The organism is Pseudomonas oleovorans subsp. oleovorans (genome assembly GCF_002197815.1).
Classification (GTDB): Bacteria; Pseudomonadota; Gammaproteobacteria; order Pseudomonadales; family Pseudomonadaceae; genus Aquipseudomonas; species Aquipseudomonas oleovorans.
In genome coordinates this window covers 12,795-38,194 of record NZ_NIUB01000019.1, presented here as the reverse complement: position 1 = coordinate 38,194, position 25,400 = coordinate 12,795, and the positions used below count along the sequence as shown (strand labels likewise).

Below are 25,400 nucleotides of genomic sequence, written 5' to 3'. Positions count from 1 at the left end.
TCAACCGGCCAGCCCGGCTGCTTTGGCGCGCGCAGCGTGCAGTTTCTTGTAGCTGTCGATTAGGCGCAGGTGCTTGTCCAGCCCTTCCAGTTTCATGCTGGTCGGGGTCAGGCCATGGAAGCGCACGCTGCCGTCCACCGAGCCGATCACCGCGTCCATGCGCTCGCTGCCGAACATGCGCCGCAGGTTGTGCTCGTAGTTGGCCAGCTCCAGCTCGTCGTCCAGCTGGATCTCCAGCACGGCGTTGACTGCCTGGTAGAACAGGCCGCGCTCGACGGTGTTGTCGTTGTACTGCAGGAAGGCCTCGACCAACTCCTTGGCGTCGTCGTATTTCTTCAGCGCCAGGTTGATCAGCAGCTTCAGCTCGAGAATGGTCAGCTGGCCCCACACCGTGTTGTCGTCGAACTCCACGCCGATCAGCGTGGTGATGTCGGTGTAGTCGTCGACTTCGGTGTTGTTGAGGTTGCGCAGCAGCGACTTGAGCTCGCGGTCGCTCAGGGCGTGCAGGTTGAGGATGTCCTTGCGGAACAGCAGCGCCTTGTTGGTGTTGTCCCAGATCAGGTCCTCGACTGGGTAGATCTCCGAGTAGCCGGGCACCAGGATGCGGCAGGCGTTGGCGCCGAGGTCGTCATAGGTGGCTACGTAGACCTCCTTGCCCATGTCCTCGAGGATGCCGAACAGAGTGGCGGCTTCCTGCTCGTTGGAGTCGGCACCTTCACCGGAGAAGTCCCACTCGACGAATTCGAAGTCCGGTGTGGCGCCGAAGAAGCGCCAGGACACCACGCCGCTGGAGTCGATGAAGTGCTCGACGAAATTGTTCGGCTCGGTCAGCGCCAGACTGTCGAAGGTCGGCTGCGGCAGGTCGTTGAGGCCTTCGAAGCTGCGCCCCTGCAGCAGTTCGGTGAGGCTGCGCTCCAGCGCCACTTCCAGGCTCGGGTGCGCGCCGAAGGAGGCGAATACGCCGCCGGTGCGCGGGTTCATCAGGGTCACGCACATAACCGGAAATTCACCGCCGAGCGATGCATCCTTGACCAACACCGGGAAGCCTTGTTCCTCCAGGCCCTGGATACCGGCGACGATGCCCGGGTACTTGGCCAGCACTTCTTGCGGCACGTCCGGCAGGCACAGCTCGTTCTCCAGAATCTCGCGTTTCACCGCCCGCTCGAATATCTCCGACAGGCACTGCACCTGCGCCTCGGCCAGGGTGTTGCCAGCGCTCATGCCGTTGGACAGGTACAGGTTTTCGATCAGGTTGGACGGGAAATACACCGTCTCGCCATCGCTCTGGCGCACAAAGGGCAGCGAGCAGATGCCGCGTGCGGTGTTGCCCGAGTTGGTGTCGAACAGGTGCGAGCCGCGCAGTTCGCCATCCGGGTTGTAGATGGCCAGGCAGTGCTCGTCGAGGATTTCCTTGGGCAGCGCATCCTTCGGCCCCGGCTTGAACCAGCGCTCGTTGGGGTAGTGGACGAATTCGGCAGCGGCGATGTCCTCGCCCCAGAACTGGTCGTTGTAGAAGAAGTTGCAGTTCAGCCGCTCGATGAACTCGCCCAGGGCCGAGGCCAGGGCGCTTTCCTTGGTCGAACCCTTGCCGTTGGTGAAGCACAGGTTCGACTGCGCGTCGCGGATATGCAGCGACCAGACGTTGGGCACGATGTTGCGCCAGGAAGCGATCTCGATCTTCATCCCGAGATCCGCGAGGATGTCCGACATGTTGGCGATGGTCTGCTCCAGCGGCAGATCCTTGCCCGGGATGTAGGTGGTGGTGTCACTCACCGGCATCAGCAGCGCCTGGGCATCGGCGTCGAGGTTTTCCACTTCCTCGATGATGAACTCGGGGCCTTGCTGCACCACCTTCTTCACCGTGCAGCGGTCGATGGAGCGCAGGATGCCCAGGCGATCCTTCTCGGAGATGTCCGCCGGCAGCTCGACCTGGATCTTGAAGATCTGCGCGTAGCGGTTCTCCGGGTCGACGATGTTGTTCTGCGACAGGCGAATGTTCTCGGTGGGAATGTCGCGCGTCTGACAGTACAGCTTGACGAAGTACGCCGCGCACAGCGCCGAGGAGGCCAGGAAATAGTCGAACGGCCCCGGCGCCGAGCCATCGCCCTTGTAACGGATCGGCTGATCGGCGATCACCGTGAAGTCATCGAACTTGGCTTCGAGGCGAAGGTTGTCGAGAAAGTTGACCTTGATTTCCATGGGGCAGTACCAGCGAGCGAAACAAAATGGCCGCCATTATCCGGGTTTTCGCCGGTCTGTCTTGCTCGCTGGTTGCGGATGAAAGCGCGTCGGACCGGCGGCGAGTGCGACGGTGGCCCGAGCAATGACTCAGCTGTCGAGTTCGGCGGTGTTACTGGTGCCAATGGAGGTGTAGCTCGGCCATTGCCGCAGCAGGGTTTCGACGAACTGTTCGGCTGCCGGCGACAGCGAAGAGCCACGGCGGCGTACCAGGCCCAGGGTACGGCTGATTACCGGGCGACCAGCGGCCGGCTGACCAGAATCGGGTGATCCTCGGCCGGCATCGCCAGGCTGGGCAGGGCGGCGATGCCCAGGCCGGCCTCGACCATGCCGAGTGAGGTCGACAGGTGCTGCACCTCGTAGAACCAGCTCGGGCGCCAGTCGAGATGGGCCAGGCCGTGATCGAGCAGCACGCGGTTGCCACTGAGACGGCCGACGCCAATCAGGCGATAGTCGCTGAGCTCGCGCCAGGCCGCCTCCGAGCGTTTGGCCAGGGGATGATCGCGCCGGCAGGCGAGCACGAAAGGCTCGTTGGCCTGCTGGTCGACCGCGAGCTGACCGACCGCGACGACAAGCGCCTGAGTAGCCGCCTGCGCCAGGCCCGGCTCAAGCACAACGCCTGCATCGAAGACATCGACTACCGCAGCCCGCGCGGGCTGGATAAGGCGCTGATCCTGCAACTGAGCAGTGGCCAGTGGCTGCGCGACGGTCTCAACCTGATCATCGGCGGCCCCACCGGTGTCGGTAAAACCTGGCTGGCCTGTACCCTGGCCCACCAGGCCTGCCGGGCCGGCTACCGCGTGCGCTATCTGCGCCTGCTGCGGACATCCGCCACTTGCACTGCAGCCATCGGGTTCGGCGTGCTGCTCGGTTGCGCAACTTGGCTTCACGCCGTTTCGGCCCTTCGTAGTCGCCGCTCATCTTCTCGGCGCAGACGCACCCGACGTCGAAGCTCTCGTCCAGATCGGGATGCTCCATGATGTGGACGTAGCGGATCTTCTCGTTGCCGCACATTTGGCAGGTCGCTTAGTCGGTCTCGTCTGCTGACTCGCCGTCGGCCCTCAGATCGACCACGTCAACGCAGTGCCATCCCTTGTGGGGCACACCCGGCTGGTCCCATCGATTTCCACTCACGACTGACTTCCCTGATCCTGGATCATCGAATACTTGCCTGTATGGCATTCCACGCCACATCCCAGCGTATCCGCTCCTGCTCGAGGCGGACTTGTTGGTCCCAGACATTTCCTTTAATCGACTGGTAGAGCTTTTGTTCGGTATTGGTGAGTAGTGGGAGCTCTGTGGAAGAGTGCTGGTCTTTCTCTTCGACCCATAAATCGCGATGACTCATCAGCGTAAACTCGTCCATAAGCACAGACTTCAGGCTTGGGATGTATGTTCTGGCTCGATTAAGAATGGCAAAGCCGTGCGTATCAATGTCACCCCAGTAGATACATTGCGCCTGTTGTAGCCATGGAAGCTGTCCCAAAACGTCAACCGCGTAACCCAGTCGCATGATCACAACCGCCCCTGGCAGATCATCAAAGGCCAGGCCAGTTTGAAGGTTCTCAACAACGAAGACACTCTTTGGTCGTATACCAATTCTCGCGACCTCATCACAAGGCGCAGAGATATCGCCAAGACCGCCAAAATGGGCCCTTAGATCCGGGTCTAGAACGCGCATGCGCATTAACTGCGGCTGTGCCCTCAAGCCGCAGCGCCAGAAGAAGTCGCGCTCTCCTGTTGGGTCACCCTGGAGCGTTGCAATCAAGTCAGAGATGATGCCCTTTCTAGAATCCAGCCATTTGCTGTCGGCACCGGCAACCGGAATTTGTCGTGGGTAGAGATTCGATTTCGGATTGCGACTGATCCAATCCAGCATCTCTGCCAGTCGACGGAAATCGGCATCGCTGTAGTCAGCGAGGACATCAAAGTATCTCGGCAACTGCTGTGCAAGCACCGGCCAGCGAGCAGTGAGCGTCTGATACCGAGACAGGGAACGAACCCACCGTGCGGATGCACCGATCCACATGGCAACATCTTCAGGGCCTCGTAACGCCAGTTTCTCTGGCAGTCGCTGGACACCAAGCGCTTTCCACCGACGCTCACACCAGGACAGGGTGCCGACTCCTTGCCAGCCTTGCCATGCGCTCACCCAAGCGCGAACGCCGTCGACTTGCCTCAGCGCAGCCTGCTCCGTCGGTATGCCGAGGGGAACTTCCAATGGCCATTGGCCCTCGCCCGGATCACCGACCAACCACTCGCGGTGCTTGCTTTGAAAGCGACGGGCAAGAAACTGCCGAACATCTTCAGGAAGCTTCAACGCTAGCCTCCTCTCGTGCGTGCTCTGGCAGCTTCAACCGCTGACGATCACCGTCGTACTCGATGAGCAGGACGCCTGAGACGCGCCGATCGCTGATATCCACAAAGCAGGCGCCACCGATGAATGGCTCAAGGGTCATGACCGACTTTAGCGGCGTAGCGACCACCATCTGGAATCCGAAATTGGTAAAGATGTTCATCGCCAACGCGGTGAACTCGTTATCCGCCTTGTCGAAGGCTTCATCCAGCACGACGGGGGCATACATCGGCACGCCGTGGTCGTTCCCGCCCAGTTGATATCGCAGGGCTGCGGCCAAGCACGTGGTGGCTAGCTTCTGCCGTTGGCCGCCGGACTTGCCTGCTCCGCTGCGGTAGATCTCGACCTCGACACCGCTTTCGTCGATCTCCCGCCCGATGAATTCAACATGCTGTCGAACATCGAGCACAGTCTCACGCCAGCGTTTCTGCTCGGGGTCCTGACTGGCAAGTCGATCAACAAGTCGCCGCAAGGCCAGGAACCGCGCCTCGGCAAACTCGCGATCCTCCGTCCATGCGTGGCTCAGTGCCTGCTGGATCTCCCGCTTGAATTCCTTGACGTCGACAAGCTGCCGGTCACTGGCGTCGATGTGGAGATAGGTGCGTTGATTGGCGCTCTGGTTGAAGGGCACCTGGCCAAGACTGTCGTTGACCAGATCCATCCGCTCCAGGATCGCCTTACGCGCATCGTTCAGGTAGGTGGAAAGCGCCGCCAGATTCTGGTGACTTTGGTTCTGCAGCAATTCAAAGAATCGCTGCTCATAGGCGGGCAGCCCATCTGTCTCCAGCCGAACCAGTTTGGCGAAGAAGTCTGGCGCGCTGGCAAGGCTCGTGTCCATGTCGCCCGCGTCCATCGGCCATTGCCGTTTGAAGTCGGCAAAGCGTGCTTCTATTTCCTTCTCGCAGGCACCAATCCCACGGTTGACCTCTTCGATCTCCGCATTGAGTGCGCGTTCTACAGAAGTTGTCACCTTGTCGATGTTGTCGAGCCGGACTGCATCTGACTGCTTGGCGAAGCGCTCATCGAGACCCGAAACCTGATGGGACGTCAATGGAACGATAGACGCGTCCTGCAGGAGGGATTCCAGTTTCTGGGTGTTGGTCTTGATCTGGTCAACAATCGAGTCGTGCGCACGCGTTGCCTGCCGAAGATCTTTGTCAGCATCATCGACGAGTTTCTTTTGCTTCTCGATCTGCTCACTGATTTGCAGCAGGGTGGTGTTCCCCTCGCGCGCTTCGCGGATTTGCCGCTCAATGGTGGAGATGCGATCCAGCAATGGGAGCAGATCTATTTCTTGCCACTGGAGATTCACCAGAGTCTGGCACTGCATCGCTCGGGCCGCACGATTCTTGTCTTGCTCGGAGAGTTTGTCGATCTCCCCGGCGAGGCGCGCAACCGCGTCAGCCTGCTCCTGCGCCTGAGCTTGAAAGAGCCCTAGCTTCTCCCGGTTATCAAATCCGAGCACCCAGTTTCGCCGGTCGCCGACACTTCTGCGGTCGTCTTTCTCATGCCGAGTTTTGCTGTGCTTGACCTGACCCTCGCGGGTAATGGCGCGATCTGCGCTCCTGAACGACTGAATGGAATCGACGCACGCGTAATCGAAGCGTTGCCGCAGCTCGGCCTGGAGCCAATCAGCGTAGCTCCCCTCCTTGACGTTCAGCTTGAGGACGAGCGAATTGGTCCCGATGGGCTTGGCCTGCCGCGTCTCCGGGCGGCCAGTCCGGTAATACACCAAGCGCTGCCCAAGGTGGGTGGTGTTGATGTGATTGGCCAATGCCGAATACTGGCGCTCGTCTACCAGGAGTGAGAGCGCAAACCCGTGCAGTACGCGCTCAATGGCCCCCTGCCATTCGACCTCGTCAGACTTCACCTCGACGAGTTCGCCAACAAAGGGAAGTGCCGACTCCGAGATCCCGATGGCGGCGGCGATGTTTCGACGCATTTCCAGCATGTCCGCCGGAATGTTCGATGGCTGGCGCTGGAGTGCCTGCACCTCTTTCAATGCTTGCGAAAACGCGGTCTCGGCATCCTTCTTTTCTCTGTCCAGGCGGAACTGCTCGGCGCGGCTATCGTTGCTGCGCTGCTCCCAGTTTTCGACCTCCTGCCGCGCGCTGCCCAACAGTTCCGCAAAGGCTTGAGGCGAATCCGGGAGACTCCAGCCCAGCTTCTTGCACGCATCTTCGGCCTGGGCGCGTTTGCGCAAACGATCCGTGCGCTGGCCCTCCAGCCCCGATTTCTCGGTTTCCCATTGCTCGATCTGATCACCGCCTGCCTCACGGTGCTGTCGCTCCAGATCGCGCAAGATTGCGGCGTGGTTATCCAGCGTGCTTTGACGTCGCCCCACTTCACCTTCTGAGCCGTTGGCTTGCACCTCCAGGGATGCCACGTGCTCCTTGAGGAGATCAATGCGGCGGGTCTCCCGGTAGCCGTCCACGCCCAACCGAAGCTCATCCAAGCCATTGCGCTGCAGCATCAGCGAGTCCCTGCGCAGGTGCTGGTCCCGCGCTGGGGCGAGCGTTTGAACCTGCTCGCGGGCCGTGACGACTGACTGGTGGGCCGCATTGAGCTCGCCAAATTCACTGACCAAGCGATCCGCTACCTCGAAGGTCTCGGGCTTGTCGAGCATGAAGTCGCGCAGGAAGGTATTGAGGTCGCCGAGGTTTTTGGCGGATTGGGTTTTGTGCAGCAAACGTAGCGCCATTTCGCTCTCGATGCCGAGCAGACGGCAGAACCGTTCGCAATAGGGACGAAATTCGTCGCGGGCGAATGCCTCCGGGAAGGACTGCTTGAGCTTACGGATGTCGAAGTTGGATTGGCCGAAGTCCTCGAGCTCGCGCAGGTCAAAGGCCCGCTCCATGACAAGGTAGTGGCGTTTGACGTCGGTGCTGCCGTTCGCATTGCCCCGCAGCCAGAACACCTGAACCAACGCCACAGATTGGCCCAAGGCATTCTGGTAGGTCAGCGCCAAGGCTGACCAGGTCGTCCCCGCGCGCAGGTAGCGCGTTGCGATCTCTCCCGACTCCCCATCCTTCTGTTCAGCCCACGCACCACGTATGTAGGTGACGAGGTTCCGGTCTCGGCCACTGCGGTCTGCCTCACGCGCAGCAGCGTTGAAATCGATCCAGCGAGGTGGCGTCAGCAACGCCGAAAATGCATCGAGCAGCGTCGACTTCCCTGCGCCGGATCGACCCACAAACAGAAAGCCTCGCTCGCTGATTGGTACGTCGTGCAGGCCGGAGAAAGTACCCCAGTTGTAAACCTGCAGGCGGGTCATCCGGAACTGCTCGCGGGCAAACAAGGAGGCGGTTTGGGGTTCCGAGATCATTGGTCAGCCTCCTCATCAGCTTCAGTCTGAACCAGCTGCGCTGGCGTTTCTGCGGCAGCCATTCGCTGATACAGGTGCGTCAGCGCTTGTATTTCCTCTGCCGAGAAGAGGAGCTTCAGCGTCGGCGAAATCTCGAAGCGATCCTCACTCGAGCGAATTTTCTGAAGAATGCTGTGCTTCTTGATCTTCTCGATGGAGGCATGAACCCGTTTCACGAACCCTGCACGGTCGGTGTTGGCGGCGCGCTCATAGAGGGAGAGAAACTCCGTGATCTCGTCTGTCGACACCACGGCACGATCCCCCTGCGAGTCCGCCTGGGTCAATCGCTGGCGAAGGTGGAGCAACAGAATGGAGTCAATGAACGTCAGTTGGGCGCGACGCAGCAGCAGGGGCACTTCAAGGTCGCCGGTATCTGCCTGACGCGTGAAGGCCACTTGCACATCCCGATCGATGACCAGTTCGAGAAACAGTTCGGCAAGACGCCGACGGATCACCGCTTCGTCTCGCGCCAAGATCGGCCAGAGTTTTGGATGCCGACGACCGTCGAGCGATGGCCCTGCCAACAGTTGTACTAATGCGCGCCGGGTATCCAGTGGCAACTCGCCGCTGTCACCCATGAAGAGGGTGTTGGTAGGTGCTTGAGCAGCATCTGGCGCTTGTGTTTCGGCTGGTATTGCCGATTCGTCGTTCTCAGACCAGTTCATTGGCCCGCTCCCTCAAAAAGAAGATCTTTGGAATTCGGGCGCTACGACGCTGCTCGTCGCCTCCAACCCAGCCTACGGTTTCACTGTGGTCGGCTTTGAACCCATGCCGACTGCCCAACGCCAGCAGGCCGACGACGCTGCCCAGCCCCTGTGCAGCGGGGAACTGCTCCAGCACGTCGGCAATGGATGCCTGGGAGCGTTGCTCCAGGACAGCCAGCACGTTGGCCTTCAGTGTTCGGAAGTCGATCTCGGACTGTGCGACCAGTTCGCTCACAGACTCAAGGTCGATTGGCGGCGCATCCCCTTCTGCCATCTGCCCGGGCAATGCTTGTAGGGATGGGTCGTGCAGCACCCATTGAGACAATGAGCGCAAACGACTGCTCGTTAGCTCAAGCGTGTACTGGAGGGTTTCTGTGGCCCTGACCTCGTTCTTCAGGGCCAGTGCTGCGCGCTGGGCGTCTTTCAGCAGGTGATTGAGTCGGCGTTGCTCGAGGTATTCACGACTCTGGACGAAGTGCTTCAGGCTGCGCGCGAAGGTCTGGAGCACCTCGTGAACCATGCCGCCCTGCTCAAGAAGGGTGCGCGTCAGCCGCAGAAGGAATCGTCGCTCCTTGGCTTCGAGCTGCCCCACGAACTCCCGCGACATAACGCTATCAAGCGCCTGATCAAGCGTGGCCGCTTGCTCTGGGTCCGTAAGCAATCGCCAGAAAGCGGAGAAAGTTCTTCCGGCGTCACTCTCTGAAATCAGGTCGATTCCGGCGAACAGCGAATCCAGCACATCCCCACGATTGCCATCGTTGTCCATGATGCGTTCACGAAGATCGCGATTAAGCTGGTCGAACTGATCTCGAACGCGGCGGAAATCACCGGCCAGATCGTCAGCCAGCGTGATGATCTCCCGCGTGCGCTCGAGCGCCGTCGTATGGGGCAGCACGCGCATCTGCCCCTTCTGGATGGCGTCAATCTCCTTGTCGATGCGGGCTTGCTCGGCCATGAGCCGGTCGATGCGGCGGAACTTGTCGGTGTCGGTGTCCTCGGCAAGTCTGGTCAAGGCCTCGATGACGAGCGTCAGGCGGCTTTCGGTGGCGGCGGAATGCGGCTGTGCCAGGCCAGAGACAAACCGGATGGCTTCGACGGCCGCCGTGGTGAGTTCATATTCCTCTTCGGAAGCGCCAGCCGGGAAGCGTCGCTCGAGGAACCCATCGGCGAGCCAGCTGGCGACATACGCCTGTGCCGTTTGGGGAAAGTCTTCGCCTTGGGCGCGCAGCTCTTCCAGATCCCTTGCGATGCGTTCGTGAAAAATGGAGGCAGGGAGGCTTCGCTCGCCCTCATACAGATGAGATTGAAGCAGGCCAATGACGGTAGGCCCGGTAGTCGAGGCAAGCAGACGCCACAGCGGCTGCGCCCGCATGCGTCGGTAGGTCGCGATGGCTTTGTCTGCTTTCACTCCCATGCTCCAAAGTGCGGGCATCGCCCGTCATGTAGTAATCAAAATGCAACGCATGCAAGAATCAAAAACATTGCATTGCCGCATTCTAGAGCAGCTTATATACTTCGCGCAATAATCCGCACAAGCATTCGTTAACCCGATAGAGCACTCAGGAATGCCCAAAGACCAACTTGCAGAACTGACCCAGTCTCAGCGCGACCGGCTCGCCTTCATTGAGCTGCGTGTGCGCTTCGTGGGGGAGATCCGCCGGCAGGACTTGGTTGCGCGGTTTGGCATCCAGTCCGCAGCGGCAACTCGGGATTTAGCGCTTTATAAGGAGTTGTCTCCGGGCAACATCGAATATGACCCGAAAGGCAAGGCCTACGTCCTGGGGTCGGACTTCCGGCCCGTGTTCGACTATCCCCCGGAACGGGTGATGTCGTGGCTAACGCAAGGCTTTGGAGACGGCGAGCCGATGCGACTCAAGGTGTGGGTGGCCAGCGAGAGTCCGTCGCGGCTTACGCACCCAGATCTGGATGTGTTGGCAAGTGTGACTCGAGCGATTCACCAGGAATGCGCACTTGCTATCGACTATTACTCGATCTCAAGTGGCAAGTCCGAACGAGAGATTGTTCCCTTCGCATTGATCGACAACGGCCTGCGCTGGCATGTCCGCGCCTTCGACCGGAAGTCCCAGGAGTTCCGGGATTTCGTCATCACCCGGATCAAGAACCCTGTCGTGCTCAAGGGGCGGCCAGTTGCAGCCCATGAGATGAGCGATCAAGACATCCAGTGGACGCGGATCGTCGAACTGGAGTTGGTGCCGCACCCGGATCAGCCCCGGCCGGAGATCACCGAAATGGATTACGGCATGCGCGACGGCGTGCTGCGGATGAAGCTGCGCGCTGCCACGGCTGGATACATCCTGCGCAAATGGAGTGTCGACTGCTCTCCTGACCACAGCCTCCGCGGGCATGAGTACCGGCTTTGGCTGAGAGACCACCTTGCCATCTACGGCGTGCGCAATGCTGTGCTGGCCCCGGGATATGCGGCACCAGGTAGCTCTGGCGCGGGAGCTGCTAATGACTGATCAACAGATGCATCAGCCTACGCGGGTCGTGTTGGAAAAACCAACGAACAAAGAGAAATGAAATGAAGGAATCCTACCTATCCACCCTGCTGCAAATGAGGCCCCTCGTCGGCTTCCTCGGTGAGCGTGCTCAGTGCATCTGGTGGTCCGCGGCGCTCTATTAATATGGCAAATAAATAGGGCATATTGCATAATCTACCTCCATGAAAATAGATGCCCGCAAACTCAGCCCCCAAGAACAACGTGAAAAGCGCTCCACGGCCCTACGCATGCGTGAGCAGGGTTACACCTACAAGGCTATTGGCGAAGCGGTTGGTGTTCACCCCCGCACTATTGCTCACTGGGCGCAGGTCGCAGAACATAAAGGCGAAAAGGCTGCCATAGCCGGCGGCCAGCGTGGTGTGCGCCAGGGTGATCGCCGCAGTTTGAGCTCCAGCCAGGAAGTGCTGATTCGCACCTTGATGACCGATAAGATGCCCGAGCAACTCAAGCTCGGCTTTGCGCTCTGGACGCGTGATGCGGTGCGAGAACTGATCCGCCAGCGCTGTGGTTTTCTCATGCCGGTTCGAACGGTTGGTGAATACCTCAAGCGTTGGGGCTACACCCCGCAGCGACCGCTGCATCGGGCTTATCAGCAGAAACCTGAAGTGGTTCAGCACTGGCTGGATAATGAATATCCACGCATCGCACAGCGGGCCAAGGCTGAGAATGGTGAGATTCAGTGGGGCGACGAAACCGGTATGCGCAGTGACAGCCATGCTGGCCGCAGCTACGCCCCTATTGGCGAAAGGCCGGTGCGCCTGGTCAGCGGCAGTCGTTTTTCCACCAACATGATTTCCACCGTGACCAATCGGGGCAAACTGCGCTTCATGCTGTATCGGGAAACGCTGACAGCCCCAGCGCTGATTCGCTTCCTGAGTCGCCTGATTCGCGATGCTCAGGGCCGCAAGGTGTTCCTGATTCTCGACAACCTGCGCGTACACCACAGCAAAAAGGTGAGTGCCTGGGTCGGCGACCGCAAAGAGCAAATCGAACTGTTCTTCTTGCCGGCCTATGCCCCGGAGTTGAACCCTGACCGAGTATCTGAATTGTGATTTGAAACATCAGGTTCGTACGGGCTTGCCGGCGTGTAATCAGGACGAACTGGAAAGGCGTGTTCGCTCGGTCATGAGACGATTGCAATTACACCCTGAAAGATCCGTTCTTATTTCCGGCATCCACGTATCGCCTACGCAGCATGATTCGGGGTATTTGATTGCCGGGTTAATAGCTTTTCGATCCCGTCGCCAGCGCGGTTGCATTCACATATTCAGGCTGTTCTTGAAATCTACCGCCTTGGTCGTTCTGCAGTCCGCGCAGGCGGCTGAACCAGCCAAGCCGCTGCAGCCAGCGGCCAACAATGCCAGAATGCCTGCCTGATTCCCGGCTAGCCATTCCCGCATGAAAATCATCAGCCTGCGCCTCAAGAACCTCAATTCCCTCAAGGGCGAGTGGAAGATCGACTTCGCTGCCGAGCCTTTCGCCGGTAGCGGCCTGTTCGCCATTACCGGGCCGACCGGTGCGGGCAAGACCACCTTGCTCGACGCCATTTGCCTAGCCCTGTATCACCGCACGCCGCGCATGAGCACGCTGTCGGCCAGTGGCAACGAGCTGATGACGCGGCATACCGCCGACTGCCTGGCCGAGGTCGAGTTCGAGGTCAAGGGGCAGGGCTACCGCGCCTTCTGGAGCCAGCGCCGCGCGCGCGACAAGGTCGACGGTGCGTTGCAGGCGCCCAAGGTCGAGCTGGCACGTATCGCCGATGGTGAAATCCTCACCGACAAGATTCGCGAGAAGGAAAGTCTCACCGCCGAGCTGACCGGCCTCGATTTCGAGCGCTTCACCAAGTCCATGCTGCTGGCCCAGGGCGGCTTTGCGGCGTTTCTCGAAGCCAATGCCAACCAGCGCGCGGAGCTGCTGGAGGAACTGACCGGCACTGAGGTGTATGGGCAGATCTCGCAGCAGGTCTACGAGCGCACCAAGGCTGCCGAACAGGCACTCAATCTGCTGAAAAGCCGCGCTCAGGGCATGGAGTTGCTCGACGAAGCGCAGCGCGCCGAGCTGCAGGCCGAGCAGCAGCGTCTGAGCTTGGAGGAGTCGCCGCTGCTGGCCCGGCAGCAGGCTCTGCAGGCCCAGCGCCGTTGGCGTGAGGCACTGCAGCAGGCCGAGCAGCAACGGGAGCAGGCGCGACTCGGACTGCAGCAGGCCCAGCAGGCTCGTAACGAGGCAGCCGGTGAACTGCAGCGCCTGGCCGCCAGTGAGCCGGCAGCTCGATTGCAGCCGCTGTATCTGGCCTGGCAGCAGGCGCAGCAGGACAGGCAGCAGGCACAGCAGGTGCTGGATGACCTGCATCAGCAGCAACGCCACAGCGCTGAGCGCGAGCACCAGCAACTCTGGCTGGCCAGCCGCTATGCCCAGCAAAGCGTGAGCCTGCGTCACGAGGAGCTGCAGCGTCTGGCCGGGCAGCGTGAAACGCTGCACGCACGCATGAGTACTGCGCCGCAACGGGAACGCCTGGGCGAGCTTCTGGGTAGTTGGCGTGTGCAGTTCGATCAGCGCGGGCAACTGCTCAAGGAGCAACAGGCACTGCACGCACGCATGGCGCAGGAGGGTGAGCAGCTCGCCGCCTTGCAGCAGCAGCGTGATCAGCTCGGTGTGCAGCAGGCCGACGCGCTGAAGCGGCTGGAGGATGCGCGCGCCAGCGAGGCCAGGCAGCAGAGCGAGCTGCAGGCCCTGCTGGGCGAGGGCGACGAGGCCGGACTGCGCCAGCGTTGGCAGCAACTGCAAGTGCAAGGGCGCGTATTGGATCGTCTGGAACAGTTGGCGCAGAGCCGTGAGCAAACGGCTGCACAGGTCGCCGAGTTGACCCCGCGTCTGGCTCAGTTGCAGCAACAGCACACCCGCAAGAACGATGAAATCACCGGCCTGCGCGAGCGTTACAAGGCGCTCAAGCAACAGCAGGCCGACAAGGAAAAGCTGCTTGAACAGGAGCAGCGCATTCAGGATCTGGAAGCCTACCGCGCCCAGCTGCAGCCCGGCGAAGCCTGCCCGTTGTGTGGTTCGCACGAGCATCCGGCGGTCAGTCAGTACCAGGCGCTCAACGTCTCCGCCACGCGCCAGGCGCTGGAACAGTGCCGCAACGAACTGGCGCAGCTGGAAAGCCAAGGCGGCACCCTGCGTGACGAGCTGACTCGGCTGGTCACGCAGATCGCTCAGGTTCAGCAGCAGCTGGAGCAGGCGAGCCAGCAGGCCGCTCAGCAGGATGCGCAGTGGCAGCAGCAACTGACCGAGCAGGCCTTGCAGATTTCTGACGGCACCGCTTTGCGCGAATTGCAGCGCCAGCATGAGCAGAGTCTGACGCATCTGCAGTCACGACTCGCCTTGGTCGAGACCGGGCAGGCGCAACTGGCACAGGCGCGTGGTGCACGTGAAGTGGCCGAGCGGGCGTTGGCTGATGCGCAGCAGCGCCTGGCGCTACTGGCGCGTGATGAGGAGAACCTGCAGGCGCGACAAGCCGAGCAGGGCCAGGACCTGCAGCGTTTGCAGCAGGCGCTTCGGCGCCACGAGCAAATGCTGCTGAGCAGTCTCGAGGGCTTTGCTGTTGAGTTGCCGTCGGACGCTGGCCTCTGGCTGGACGAGCAGGAGCAGGCCTGGCGCGACTGGCAGCAGGCCCAGGCGCAGGATCAGCAACTGCAGGAGCAGCAGCGCGAGGCGCAGCGCCTGCTCGCCGACGCCGAGACACAGGCCGGGCACTGGCAACAGCGCTGGCAGGACGAAGGTGCGCTGACGCTGGCTGAACCCGAGCCATCGGCACAGCCGCAACTGGCGTTGAATGAGGCCGCCAACAGCCTGGCCAGTGCCCAGCGCGAAAGCGATGCGTTGCGCGGCCGCGAGCAGAGTCAGCAGACCTTGTTGCTGCAGCTGCAGCAACGCTCGAGCGAGGCCGAGCAGCACTGGCTGACGGCTCTGACGGGCAGTCCTTTCAGCGATCTTGCGGCGTTTCTCGCTGCGCTGCTGGAAGAGGGCGAGCGAGAGCGTCTGGCGGCTTTGCAGGCACGTGTGGAGCGCGCCTTGACCGAGGCTTCGACGCTGTTGGCTGCCGCCGACGCGCAGCTGCAGCAACTCAGCGCCACGCAGCAGACCGAGCTGGCGCTTGGTGAACTGGATGAGCAGTTACAGATACTGCAGAGCGAATTGCGTGCCCTGAGCCAGCGCCAGGGCGAGCTGCGTGCGCAGTTGCAGGCCGACGAGACGCGGCGCAGCAGCCAGCAGTCGCTGTTCGCCGAAATTAGTGCACAGGAGAGTGAGCAGCGCCTGTGGCAACAGCTCAACGGCCTGATCGGCTCGGCCGACGGCGCCAAGTTCCGCAAGTTCGCCCAGGGCCTGACCCTCGATCATCTGATCCACCTGGCCAATCGCCAACTGACGCGTCTGCACGGGCGTTACCAGTTGGCGCGCAAGGGTAGCGGCGAACTCGAGCTGGAGGTCTGCGACACCTGGCAGGCTGATGTGGCACGCGACTGCCGCACGCTGTCCGGTGGCGAGAGTTTCCTGGTCAGCCTGGCGTTGGCCCTGGCGCTGTCGGATCTGGTCAGCCACAAGACCAGCATCGACTCGCTGTTTCTCGACGAAGGCTTCGGCACCCTCGATGGCGAGACGCTGGAGGTGGCGCTGGACGCGCTGGATAACCTCAACGCCAGCGGCAAGACCATCGGCGTGATCAGCCATGTCGAGGCAATGAAGGAACGTATTCCGGTGCAGTTACGGGTACACAAGGGCGTTGGCCTGGGTTACAGCCGGCTCGACGCACGTTTTGCAGTCAAAGAAGGGGCATGACGATGTTGATGCGAGCGAAGGATTCCACCCTGCTGGTGATCGACCTGCAGGAACGCCTGTTGCCCGCCATCGATGGCGGCGCGGCGGTGGTCGAGCATGCCACTTGGCTGGTACGCGTGGCGCAGCGCCTGCAGGTGCCGGTGATCGCCACCGAGCAATATCCCAAGGGGCTGGGCTACACCGAGCCGGCCCTGCATGAACTGCTGCCGGGCGATGGCCTGCGCGAGAAGATTCATTTTTCCGCCACGGCCGGGGCCGGGGTGTTTGATTTGCCCGGTGGCGAGCGCCAGCAGTTCGTGGTCTGCGGTACGGAAACCCATGTCTGCGTGCTGCAGACGGTAATGGGCCTGCTGGCGGCCGGGCGTGAAGTATTCGTGGTGGATGAAGCCGTTGGCTCGCGCCGCCCGCGCGACAAGGCACTGGGCCTGGGGCGCATGGAGCGTGCCGGGGCGGTGATCGTGTCGCGTGAGATGGTCGCCTTCGAGTGGCTGGAACAGGCTGGCACCGAGCTGTTTCGCGAGGTCAGCAAGGGCTTTATTCGCTGATCATTGACTGCTTATTTTTGGGTCCCCGCCTTCGCGGGGATGACGACTGTCTGGAGTCCTCGTCATTTCCGCGCAGGCGGGAATCCAGGCACCACGTTTTTTCAGTTATGGCGCGGCATCTTCCGGCACGGGTTGGTAGTGGCCAGTCTGCAGAGCGTCGAAATACTGCTGGTAACGGCCGTCGTCGCGAAACTGCTGCAGGCGGGCGTTGAAGCGTTCGCGTAGCACGTCGCTTTGCGCCAGTTGCCTGGGCAGCATCAGGTAACTGCGATTGACCAGCAGCGGCTTGGGGTGATGGGTGATGCGCTCGGCCTCCGCACTGGTGAACGTGTTGCGCAGCGCGGCGTAACCGACATTGATCTCCTGCGGGTAGAGCACCACGCGCTCCTTGAGCAGCTTTTCGAAGTTCTGTCGGTCGCTGGAGACCCGTTCGAGGCGTACCTTGCCTTCGGCGAGAAAGGCATCGAACGCCGGCCCATAGCTGTATTTCAGGCCGCCGCCGAGGGTCATGCCGCTGAGGTCATCGAAGTGCAGCCAGTCGAAGGGCTGCGTTTTCAAGTGAAAGAACACGAACTGTTCATCGAGCAGGGCGTCGCTGAGCATGGCCGTGGCCGGGCTTTGGCTGGCGCTGGGCGGCTGGTTGCCCTGGTAGGGCGAGCAGTGCGCACGGCACATCCTGCGGCCCAACCCGGTATCAACGTCGCCTCCGGGTAGGGTGCGCCGTGCGCACCAGTAGGTCTCAGCGCCAGCGGCTGTCGCGCCAGGCGCAGCGGGCTTGTCCGTCCTTGAACGTCCAGGCCACCAGGCGGCTCTGCTTCTGACCCTGAGACATGCCGAGGATGCGTACCTCGACCGCACCGGCCCTGGCCAGCCAGCCTTGCAGCAGTTCAACGTTACCGCCTTTCGATACCAGGCTGCTGAACCACAGCACCTGCTCGGCGACCTGCGCGCTTTCGCTGGCCATGCGCTTGAGAAAGGCGGCCTCGCCACCGGGGCACCACAGCTCGGCCGCCTGCCCGCCGAAGTTGAGTACCGGTAACTGGCGTTTGGGGTCGAGCTTGCCGAGGTTGCGCCATTTGCGCATGCTGCCGCTGCTGGCTTCGTCGGCGCTGGCGTGGAAGGGCGGGTTGCACAGGGTCAGATCGACATACTCCTGCGCCTGCAGCAGGCCGAGGAAGATGTGCTCGGCATTGGCCTGTTGGCGCAGCTCGACGCCGTCGGCCAGTTGCGGGTTGGCAGCGACGATGGCACGCGCCGATGCCAGTGCTTCGCTGGCAATGTCGGTCCCCATGAACTGCCAGCCATATTCGCAGCGACCAATCAGTGGATAGATGCAGTTGGCGCCGACGCCAATATCCAGGGCTCGCACCTTCTCTCCGTGGGGAATCTGCCCGTCGTTGTCGCTCGCCAGCAGGTCGGCAAGGTTGTGCAGGTAATCGGCGCGACCGGGGATCGGTGGGCACAGGTAGCCGTCGGGAATATCCCAGTGGCGGATGCCGTAGTACTGCGCCAGCAGCGCGCGGTTGAACACCTTGACCGCTGCCGGGTTGGCGAAGTCGATGCTCGGCTTGCCATAGGGATTGCTGATGACGAAGTCACCCAGCTCGGGACTTGCCTTGATCAGCGCGGGAAAATCGTAGCGCCCCTGGTGACGGTTGCGAGGGTGCAGCTCGCCCTTGCTCGGCGCGGTTTTTACGGCGGCGGGGGTGGGCTTGCGCGGGCGTTTCGGCGGCTGGGGCATGAACGGGCATCTAGCGATTGGGGCGCGGATTTTCCCACAGTCGGGCCGAGCACGCACTGCATTCGGGACAAGGGAAGCCGGTGAGCGCGGCGCACCCTAGGGTCTGTTGCCGTTTCGTCGCGGCCGTGCGCGAAACGGCAACAGACCCTAGGTCTCTGCTCTTGTAGGAGCCCGCTTGCGGGCGATCAGCGGTAGCGGATGATCGCTGGCAAGTCAGCTCCTACAGCGGAAAGATCAGCGGCACCAGCAGCACGCTGACCATCATCACCAGCAGGGTGAAGGGCACGCCGATGCGCACGAAGTCGCCGAAACGGTACTGGCCGGGACCGAGCACCAGGGTATTCACCGGCGAGGAGATCGGCGTCATGAAGGCGGCCGAGGCAGCCAGGGCCACGGTCATGGCGAAGGGCAGGGGCGACACATCCAGCGCCTGCGCCGTGGCGATGGCCACCGGGGCCATCAGTACCGCCGTGGCGGTGTTGGAAATGAACAGGCCAATCACCGCGGTGAGGGCGAACAGGCTGGCCAGGATTAGATGCGGCCCGGCATCGCCCAGGCCGCCGACCAGGCCCTGCACGGCCAGCTCGACGCCGCCGGTCTGCTGCAGCGCCTGGGCGAAGGGCAGCATGCCGACGATGAGAATCAGCGTCGGCCAGTGAATGGCGCGGTAGGCGCTGTCCAGATCGATGCAGCGGAATGCCCCCATCAGCAGGCAGGCGATCAGTGCGGCCTGCACATTGGGCACCAGCCCGCTGACCATCAAACCCACCATCACTACCAGGCTCAGCAGCGCATAGGGTGCCTTGCGCGCGGCAGGTGCCACCTCGGCCACTTCCGCTGGTAGGCTGAGCACCAGAAAGTCGCGGCTCAGCCCCTGCAGGCGGTGGATGTCGCGCCAGGCGCCGGCCACCAGCAGGGTGTCGGAGGCCTTGAGTTTCTCGTCCACCAGCACGCCTTCCAGCGCCTGGCCCTGACGGCGCAGACCGACCACGTTGAGCTTGTGCCGCGAGCGAAAACCCAGTTCCTGAATCGTTTTGCCGGGTAGCTGCGACTCCGGCGGCAGCGCCACTTCGGCCAGGCCCAGTTCATGGGCGTGCAGGCTGAAATACGAATGCGGCAGCGGCATGGGCTCCAGGCCCAGCGCCTGGTAGCTGCCGAGCAGGCCGATGGTGGGGCTGGCGATATCCACCAGCAGTACGTCGCCCGGCTCCAGCAGGGTATTGCCGCTGGCCATCAGCAGCAGGGTGCGCAGGCGCTGGCGACGTTCGACGGCGATGACGTTGATGCCATGTTCGCGGCGCAGTTGCAGTTCGTTGAGCACCTGATTGGCCAGGGGCGAGTTGGCGCGCACCTGCAGGCGTCGCTCGCGCTCACCCAGGCGATAGCGCTCGGCCAGATCGGCCAGAGTCAGGTGTGGCGGTTCGTCGTTGCCTCCTGCTTCGCTGCGCACCAGCCAGCGGCGCGCCAGCAGCATGTAGCCGATACCGAGCAGCAGCACGGTGAGGCCGATGGGGGTAAAGGCGAAAAAGTCGAAACCCTCCAGCCCGGCACGGCGCAGTTCGGCATGCACCACCAGGTTGGGCGGGGTGGCCACCAGGGTCAGCATGCCGCTGATCAGCCCGGCGAAGGCCAGCGGCATCATCAGGCGTGCCGGAGCAATGCGCAGGCGGGCGGCGACGCCAAGTACCACCGGGATGAAGATCGCCACCACGCCGGTGGAACTCATCACCGAGCCGAGCCCGGCCACGGCCAACATCAGCAGAATCAGCAGGCGCGTCTCGCTGCTGCCGGCCTTGGCCACCAGCCAGTCACCCAGGCGATAGGCGATGCCGGTGCGCACCAGGCCGTCGCCGATGACGAACAATGCGGCAATCAGGATGACGTTGGCGTCGCTGAAACCGGCCAGAGCCTGCTGCAAGTCGAGTACGCCGGTCAGCGGCAGGGCGACCAGCACCAGCAGGGCGACCACGTCCATGCGCGGTTTGCCGATGATGAAGAGAGTGACGGCGCCGGCCAGCAGGCCGAGCACCCAGAACAGATCCGGATTCATCGTAATTCCCAGGAGGTATGGGAAGAATTATCTCAGGGATAACCGAGCGTGGTTTTGATCTGCTGCAGGTTGGCGGCAATCCAGCGTTTGTCGATCGGCCCCCAGTCGCGAATCTGGTAGTGACCGGCGTTGTTGCGTTCGCCCTCGCTCTGCTCGAATTGGCAGTCGATATCCAGCTCGGAAAGGGCGGCCAGGGTGTCCTGCGCGGTGCGCCTGGGCATGCCGGTAACGTCCATCAGTGCCGGCACACTGACGGCCTGGCCGCTGTCGATCAGCCAGGCCACGTAGAGGCGACGGTAGAAGCTGGTGCGGGTCTTGCTCGTCTGCATGAGAAGTCCTTATGCGTTGATCCTCGCCACCGAAGCCGGCGAATGGCCTGAGCATATAGCCGCTGGCACCGTTGAGGTAGCCCCGCATGCCAGGCCGTCAGCCAATGCAGAGGTGCCGGGCGTTCGGCGGCGTCAGTGCGTATGACTCAAACGGCCGTTTGCACCCTGGGTGGCAGCAGATAGGCGAGGGCGATGGCCAGCACCGGCATGATCAGGTTGAAGAAGCAGTACGGCAGGTAGCTTAGCGTTGCCACGCCCAGTGTGGCGGCCATGTAGGCGCCGCAAGTGTTCCACGGCACCAGCACCGAGGTCAGGGTGCCGCCGTCTTCCAGCGCGCGTGACAGGCTGGTCGGCGCCAGGCCGCGTTTCTCGTATTCGGCACGGTACATGCGCCCCGGCAGCACCAGGGCGATGTACTGGTCGGCGGTAATGATGTTGGTGCCGATAGTGGTGGTGATGGTGCTGGCGACCAGGCCGCTGTTGCTGCGTACCAAACGCAGTGCGCTTTGCAGCAGGCGTTGCAGCAGGTCGAGGCGCTCCAGTACGCCACCGAAGCACATGGCGCAGATGATCAGCCAGACGGTGGTGAGCATGCTGGCCATGCCGCCCTTGGACAGCAGGCCATCGAGTTCGGCGTTGCCGCTGGCCGACGCGTAGCCGGCGAAAAGCGCAGTCCATACCGTTTTCAGTGGCGCCAGGACGCCGGCTTGTGGGTCAGCCAGGCGCGCCATCACTTCTGGCTGGAACACTATGGCGAATACGGCGCCGAGCAGGGCGGCGAGAAACACCGCCGGGAAGGCGGCCCACTGGCGCACCGCGAGCAGCAGCAGGAAGGCCACCGGCAGCAGCAGGTGCCAGCCCAGGTTGAACTGCCCCTCCAGCGCGCCCAGCACTTCGATGATGCGCCCGGTGTCATGTTCGGCGCTGGCCTGCTGGCCGAGGGCGAAGAAGATCACCAGGGCGATCAGCAGCGCCGGCACAGTGGTACGCAACATGTTGCGGATATGCGCGAACAGCTCGGCGCCGGCTGCGGCCGGGGCCAGGTTGGTGGTGTCCGACAGCGGTGACAGCTTGTCGCCGAAGTAGGCGCCGGAAATGATCGCGCCGGCGGTGATCGCCGGGTCCAGGCCCAACCCGGCCGCCACGCCCATCAGGCCGATGCCGAGGGTGCCGGCCACCGTCCACGAGCTGCCGATGGACAGTGCGGTGAGCGCGCAGATCAGGCAACTGGTGAGGTAGAAGTACTCGGCGCTGATCAGCTTCAGGCCCAGCCAGATCATGGTCGGCACCGTGCCGGCGAGAATCCAGGTGCCGATCAGCGCACCGACCGCCAGCAGGATCAGGTTGGCCTTCATCGCCATATGGATGCCGGCGAGGATGCCTTCCTCGATCTCGGTCCAGCGCAGGCCATTCTTCAGGCCGACCAGGCCGGCGATGAAGGCGGCGCTCATCAGGGCGATCTGGTTCGGGCCGCTGGAGGAGGCGTCACCGAACAGGTAAACGGAGAGGCTGAGCAGTACGACGAGCACGCCAATGGGTAGCAAGGCGTCGGACAGGGAAGGGGCACGGGCGGTCATGGGTGTTCCGGGGGATCGATCAAACAAGGGGTAGAGGCCGTGGCGGCGCTCTTATGAAAAGGCCAAGTCTATTGTTGGACGGGCTTTGCGAGGGCGGCTCAATTGAGGCGCAGTATCGATTGTGGGCTGAAGCCCACCCTACGAGCTGAAGCCCACCCTACGGGCGGGGCCCCACAAAAAAGCAAGCCCGCGCCGGTTAGGGCGCGGGCCTGTGGGTGTCGCGCGGTGCTTAGAGTGCGGCGATCTTGCTGCGCTGCTCGACCATCTTGGCCAGGGCCTGCTCGGCCTCGGCCAGCTTGGCGCGCTCCTTCTCCAGCACTTCGGCCGGGGCTTTGGCGACGAAGCCTTCGTTGGCCAGCTTGCCACCGACGCGCTTGACCTCGCCTTCGAGGCGGGCAACTTCCTTGTCCAGGCGCGCCAGTTCGGCGTCCTTGTCGATCAGCCCGGCCATCGGCACCAGCACTTCCATCTCGCCGACCAGGGTGGTGGCGGACATCGGCGCTTCTTCACCGGCAGCCAGTACGCGCACCGACTCCAGCTTGGCCAGCTTGCTCAGCAGCGGCTCGAAGTCGGCCAGGCGGCGTAGGTCTTCGGCACTGGCGTTGGCGACGATGATGTCGATGCGCTTGGCCATGGAGATTTTCATCTCGCCACGAATCTGCCGTACGCCGAGCATCAGTTGCTTGACCCACTCGATGTCACCTTCGGCAGCGGTGTCGATGCGGCTTTCGTTGGCCACCGGCCAGGCCTGCAGCATGATGGTCTCGCCGCTGACGCCAGCCTGGGCCTTGATGCGCTGCCAGATTTCTTCGGTGATAAAGGGCATGAACGGGTGGGCCAGGCGCAGGATCACTTCCAGCACGCGCACCAGGGTGCGGCGGGTGCCGCGCTGGCGCTCGATCGGCGCGTTTTCGTCCCACAGAACGGGCTTCACCAGTTCCAGGTACCAGGCGCAGTACTCGTCCCAGATGAACTCGTACAAGGCCTGGGCGGCCAGGTCGAAGCGGAAGGCATCGAGGTGGCGGGTCACGTCCTGCTCGCAGCGCTGCAGGGCGGAGATGATCCAGCGGTCTACCGGCGACAGGTCTACGGTTTCGCCATTGATGCCGGTGTCCTGGTTATCGGTGTTCTCGATAACGAAGTTGGCGGCGTTCCACAGCTTGTTGCAGAAGTTGCGGTAGCCCTCGACGCGGCCCATGTCGAACTTGATGTCGCGGCCGGTGGAGGCCAGCGCCAGGTTGGTGAAGCGCAGGGCGTCGGTGCCGTAGGCGGCGATGCCTTCGGGGAATTCGGCGCGGGTCTGCTTGGCGATCTTCTCGGCCAGCTTGGGCTGCATCATGCCGCTGGTGCGCTTGGCCACCAGGGCTTCGAGGTCGATGCCGTCGACGATGTCCAGCGGGTCGAGCACGTTGCCCTTGGACTTGGACATCTTCTGGCCCTGTCCGTCGCGCACCAGACCGTGCACGTAGACGGTCTTGAACGGGATCTGCCCGGTCAGGTGGGTCGACAGCATGATCATCCGGGCGACCCAGAAGAAGATGATATCGAAGCCCGTCACCAAGACATCCGTTGGGTGGAAGGTCTTGAGAAAATCGGTCTGCTGCGGCCAGCCGAGGGTGGAGAAGGTCCACAGGCCGGAGCTGAACCAGGTGTCCAGCACGTCTTCGTCCTGGCGCAGGGCGATGTCACCGAGGTTGTGCTTGGCGCGCACTTCCGCTTCGTCACGGCCGACGTAGACGTTGCCGGCATCGTCGTACCAGGCCGGAATGCGGTGGCCCCACCACAGCTGACGGCTGATGCACCAGTCCTGGATGTCACGCATCCAGCTGAAGTACATGTTCTCGTACTGCTTGGGCACGAACTGGATTTCACCGCTCTCGACCACGGCGATGGCTTTCTCGGCCAGCGGCTTGGTGGAGACGTACCACTGGTCGGTCAGCCACGGCTCGATAACGGTGCCGGAGCGGTCGCCTTTCGGCACTTTCAGGGCGTGGTCTTCGATCTTCTCCAGCAGGCCGGCAGCCTCGAAGGCGGCGACGATCTGCTTGCGCGCCTCGAAGCGATCCAGACCGGCGAACTGCGCTGGAATGTTCGCTTCGATCTGCTCGTTGACGCTGCCATCGAGGTTGAACACCTGGGCGGTGGCCAGCACGGCAGCGTTCTTGTCGAAGATGTTGATCAGCGGCAGGTTGTGGCGCTTGCCCACTTCGTAGTCGTTGAAGTCGTGCGCCGGGGTGATCTTCACGCAGCCGGTGCCGAACTCGGGGTCGCAGTAGTCATCGGCGATGATCGGGATGCGCCGGCCCACCAGCGGCAGTTCGATGTAGCTGCCGATCAGCGCCTTGTAGCGCTCGTCTTCCGGGTGCACGGCCACGGCGGAGTCGCCGAGCATGGTTTCCGGACGGGTGGTGGCGACGATCAGGTAGTCCTTGCCTTCAGCGGTTTTCTTGCCATCGGCCAGCGGGTAGCGCAGGTTCCACAGGTGGCCTTTCTCGTCGTGGTTTTCCACTTCGAGGTCGGAAATCGCGGTGTGGAACTTGGTGTCCCAGTTGACCAGGCGCTTGCCACGATAGATCAGGCCGTCCTCGTGCAGGCGGACGAAGGCTTCTTTCACGGCTTCGGACAGACCTTCGTCCATGGTGAAGCGCTCGCGCGACCAGTCCACCGAGCTGCCCAGGCGACGGATCTGGCGGGTGATGGTGCCGCCGGACTGTTCCTTCCACTCCCAGACTTTCTCGAGGAATTTCTCGCGGCCCAGGTCGTGGCGACCGATGCCATCGGCGGCCAACTGGCGCTCGACCACCATCTGCGTGGCGATACCCGCGTGGTCGGTGCCTGGCTGCCACAGGGTATTGCGGCCCTGCATGCGGCGGAAGCGGATCAGGCAGTCCATGATCGAGTTGTTGAAGCCGTGGCCCATGTGCAGGCTGCCGGTGACGTTCGGCGGCGGGATCATGATGGTGTAGGGCTCGCCCGAGCCTTGCGGGGCGAAATAGCCCTTGGCTTCCCAGTTCTGGTACAGGGCGGTTTCAATGGCGTGCGGCTGGTAGGTCTTGTCCATGCGCGGCGGGACCCTTTGACGGCTGATCGGAAAAGCCGACAAGTATACCGCTTCTGAGCGCCAAGCCATAAGCCCCGCGC

The 25,400-nt window shown here is 62.5% G+C and carries 14 protein-coding genes and 3 pseudogenes; 5 read left to right on the top strand and 12 right to left on the bottom strand.

Translation table 11 applies throughout. From position 1 onward, the window contains the following. Both PSOLE_RS12920 and PSOLE_RS12915 read right to left on the bottom strand, forming a co-directional pair. Positions 1 to 2,199, bottom strand: coding sequence for an OsmC domain/YcaO domain-containing protein (locus PSOLE_RS12920; protein ID WP_074859302.1), 2,199 nt, complete (start codon positions 2,197 to 2,199; stop codon positions 1 to 3). A gap of 129 nt (positions 2,200 to 2,328) precedes the next feature. After that, positions 2,329 to 2,768, bottom strand: a pseudogene (locus PSOLE_RS12915) (LysR substrate-binding domain-containing protein); the annotation flags it as partial. Here PSOLE_RS12915 and PSOLE_RS12910 point away from each other — a divergent pair. Then, a pseudogene (locus tag PSOLE_RS12910) lies at positions 2,688 to 3,098 on the top strand (ATP-binding protein); the annotation flags it as partial. The pseudogenes PSOLE_RS12915 and PSOLE_RS12910 overlap by 81 nt on opposite strands. A gap of 296 nt (positions 3,099 to 3,394) precedes the next feature. On the opposite strand, the gene PSOLE_RS12900 reads toward PSOLE_RS12910, so the two are convergent. From PSOLE_RS12900 to PSOLE_RS12885, 4 genes are read right to left on the bottom strand one after another with little or no spacing between them, the layout of a single operon-like run. Next, positions 3,395 to 4,558: a Wadjet anti-phage system protein JetD domain-containing protein gene (locus PSOLE_RS12900; RefSeq protein ID WP_003459627.1), complete on the bottom strand. Its 1,164-nt coding sequence runs from the start codon at positions 4,556 to 4,558 to the stop codon at positions 3,395 to 3,397. Then, entirely contained in the window at positions 4,545 to 7,919 is a 3,375-nt protein-coding gene (locus tag PSOLE_RS12895; RefSeq protein ID WP_074859299.1) for an ATP-binding protein, read from the bottom strand. The genes PSOLE_RS12900 and PSOLE_RS12895 overlap by 14 nt, the downstream gene beginning before the upstream one ends. Further along, positions 7,916 to 8,623, bottom strand: coding sequence for a DUF4194 domain-containing protein (locus tag PSOLE_RS12890; RefSeq protein WP_003459631.1), 708 nt, complete (start codon positions 8,621 to 8,623; stop codon positions 7,916 to 7,918). The genes PSOLE_RS12895 and PSOLE_RS12890 overlap by 4 nt, the downstream gene beginning before the upstream one ends. Then, on the bottom strand, positions 8,610 to 10,076 hold the full coding sequence (locus tag PSOLE_RS12885) for a DUF3375 domain-containing protein (protein ID WP_249044922.1): 1,467 nt from the start codon (positions 10,074 to 10,076) through the stop codon (positions 8,610 to 8,612). The genes PSOLE_RS12890 and PSOLE_RS12885 overlap by 14 nt, the downstream gene beginning before the upstream one ends. 151 nt (positions 10,077 to 10,227) lie before the next feature. On the opposite strand from PSOLE_RS12885, the gene PSOLE_RS12880 reads away from it, so the two are divergent. From PSOLE_RS12880 to PSOLE_RS12865, 4 genes and pseudogenes are all read left to right on the top strand, one after another. Continuing rightward, positions 10,228 to 11,142, top strand: coding sequence for a WYL domain-containing protein (locus tag PSOLE_RS12880; RefSeq protein ID WP_003459634.1), 915 nt, complete (start codon positions 10,228 to 10,230; stop codon positions 11,140 to 11,142). A 203-nt stretch (positions 11,143 to 11,345) separates the two neighbouring features. Further along, positions 11,346 to 12,383, top strand: a pseudogene (locus PSOLE_RS12875) (IS630 family transposase). Positions 12,384 to 12,582: 199 nt separating this feature from the next. After that, the gene (locus PSOLE_RS12870; protein ID WP_074859296.1) at positions 12,583 to 16,017 is read left to right on the top strand and encodes an AAA family ATPase; all 3,435 of its coding nucleotides are present in this window, start codon (positions 12,583 to 12,585) and stop codon (positions 16,015 to 16,017) included. Positions 16,018 to 16,019: 2 nt separating this feature from the next. Further along, positions 16,020 to 16,562: a hydrolase gene (locus tag PSOLE_RS12865; protein WP_074859295.1), complete on the top strand. Its 543-nt coding sequence runs from the start codon at positions 16,020 to 16,022 to the stop codon at positions 16,560 to 16,562. A 105-nt stretch (positions 16,563 to 16,667) separates the two neighbouring features. Here PSOLE_RS12865 and PSOLE_RS12860 read toward each other — a convergent pair whose 3' ends face one another. The 6 genes from PSOLE_RS12860 to PSOLE_RS12835 all read right to left on the bottom strand — a co-directional run bounded on the left by PSOLE_RS12860 (position 16,668) and on the right by PSOLE_RS12835 (position 25,320). Then, complete coding sequence (locus tag PSOLE_RS12860; RefSeq protein ID WP_174575449.1) at positions 16,668 to 17,237, bottom strand: ABC transporter substrate-binding protein; 570 nt, start codon at positions 17,235 to 17,237, stop codon at positions 16,668 to 16,670. A gap of 64 nt (positions 17,238 to 17,301) precedes the next feature. Next, positions 17,302 to 18,303, bottom strand: coding sequence for a 23S rRNA (adenine(1618)-N(6))-methyltransferase RlmF (gene rlmF, locus PSOLE_RS12855; RefSeq protein WP_074859292.1), 1,002 nt, complete (start codon positions 18,301 to 18,303; stop codon positions 17,302 to 17,304). A 220-nt stretch (positions 18,304 to 18,523) separates the two neighbouring features. Then, positions 18,524 to 20,353, bottom strand: coding sequence for an SLC13 family permease (locus tag PSOLE_RS12850; protein WP_074859290.1), 1,830 nt, complete (start codon positions 20,351 to 20,353; stop codon positions 18,524 to 18,526). 32 nt (positions 20,354 to 20,385) lie between these two features. Further along, entirely contained in the window at positions 20,386 to 20,682 is a 297-nt protein-coding gene (locus PSOLE_RS12845; RefSeq protein WP_074859287.1) for a winged helix-turn-helix domain-containing protein, read from the bottom strand. Between the two features lie 146 nt (positions 20,683 to 20,828). Continuing rightward, the gene (nhaC, locus tag PSOLE_RS12840) at positions 20,829 to 22,259 is read right to left on the bottom strand and encodes a Na+/H+ antiporter NhaC (protein ID WP_074859284.1); all 1,431 of its coding nucleotides are present in this window, start codon (positions 22,257 to 22,259) and stop codon (positions 20,829 to 20,831) included. 229 nt (positions 22,260 to 22,488) lie between these two features. Then, positions 22,489 to 25,320, bottom strand: a complete 2,832-nt coding sequence (locus tag PSOLE_RS12835) for a valine--tRNA ligase (protein ID WP_074859282.1) — start codon at positions 25,318 to 25,320, stop codon at positions 22,489 to 22,491. Positions 25,321 to 25,400 lie beyond the last annotated feature (80 nt).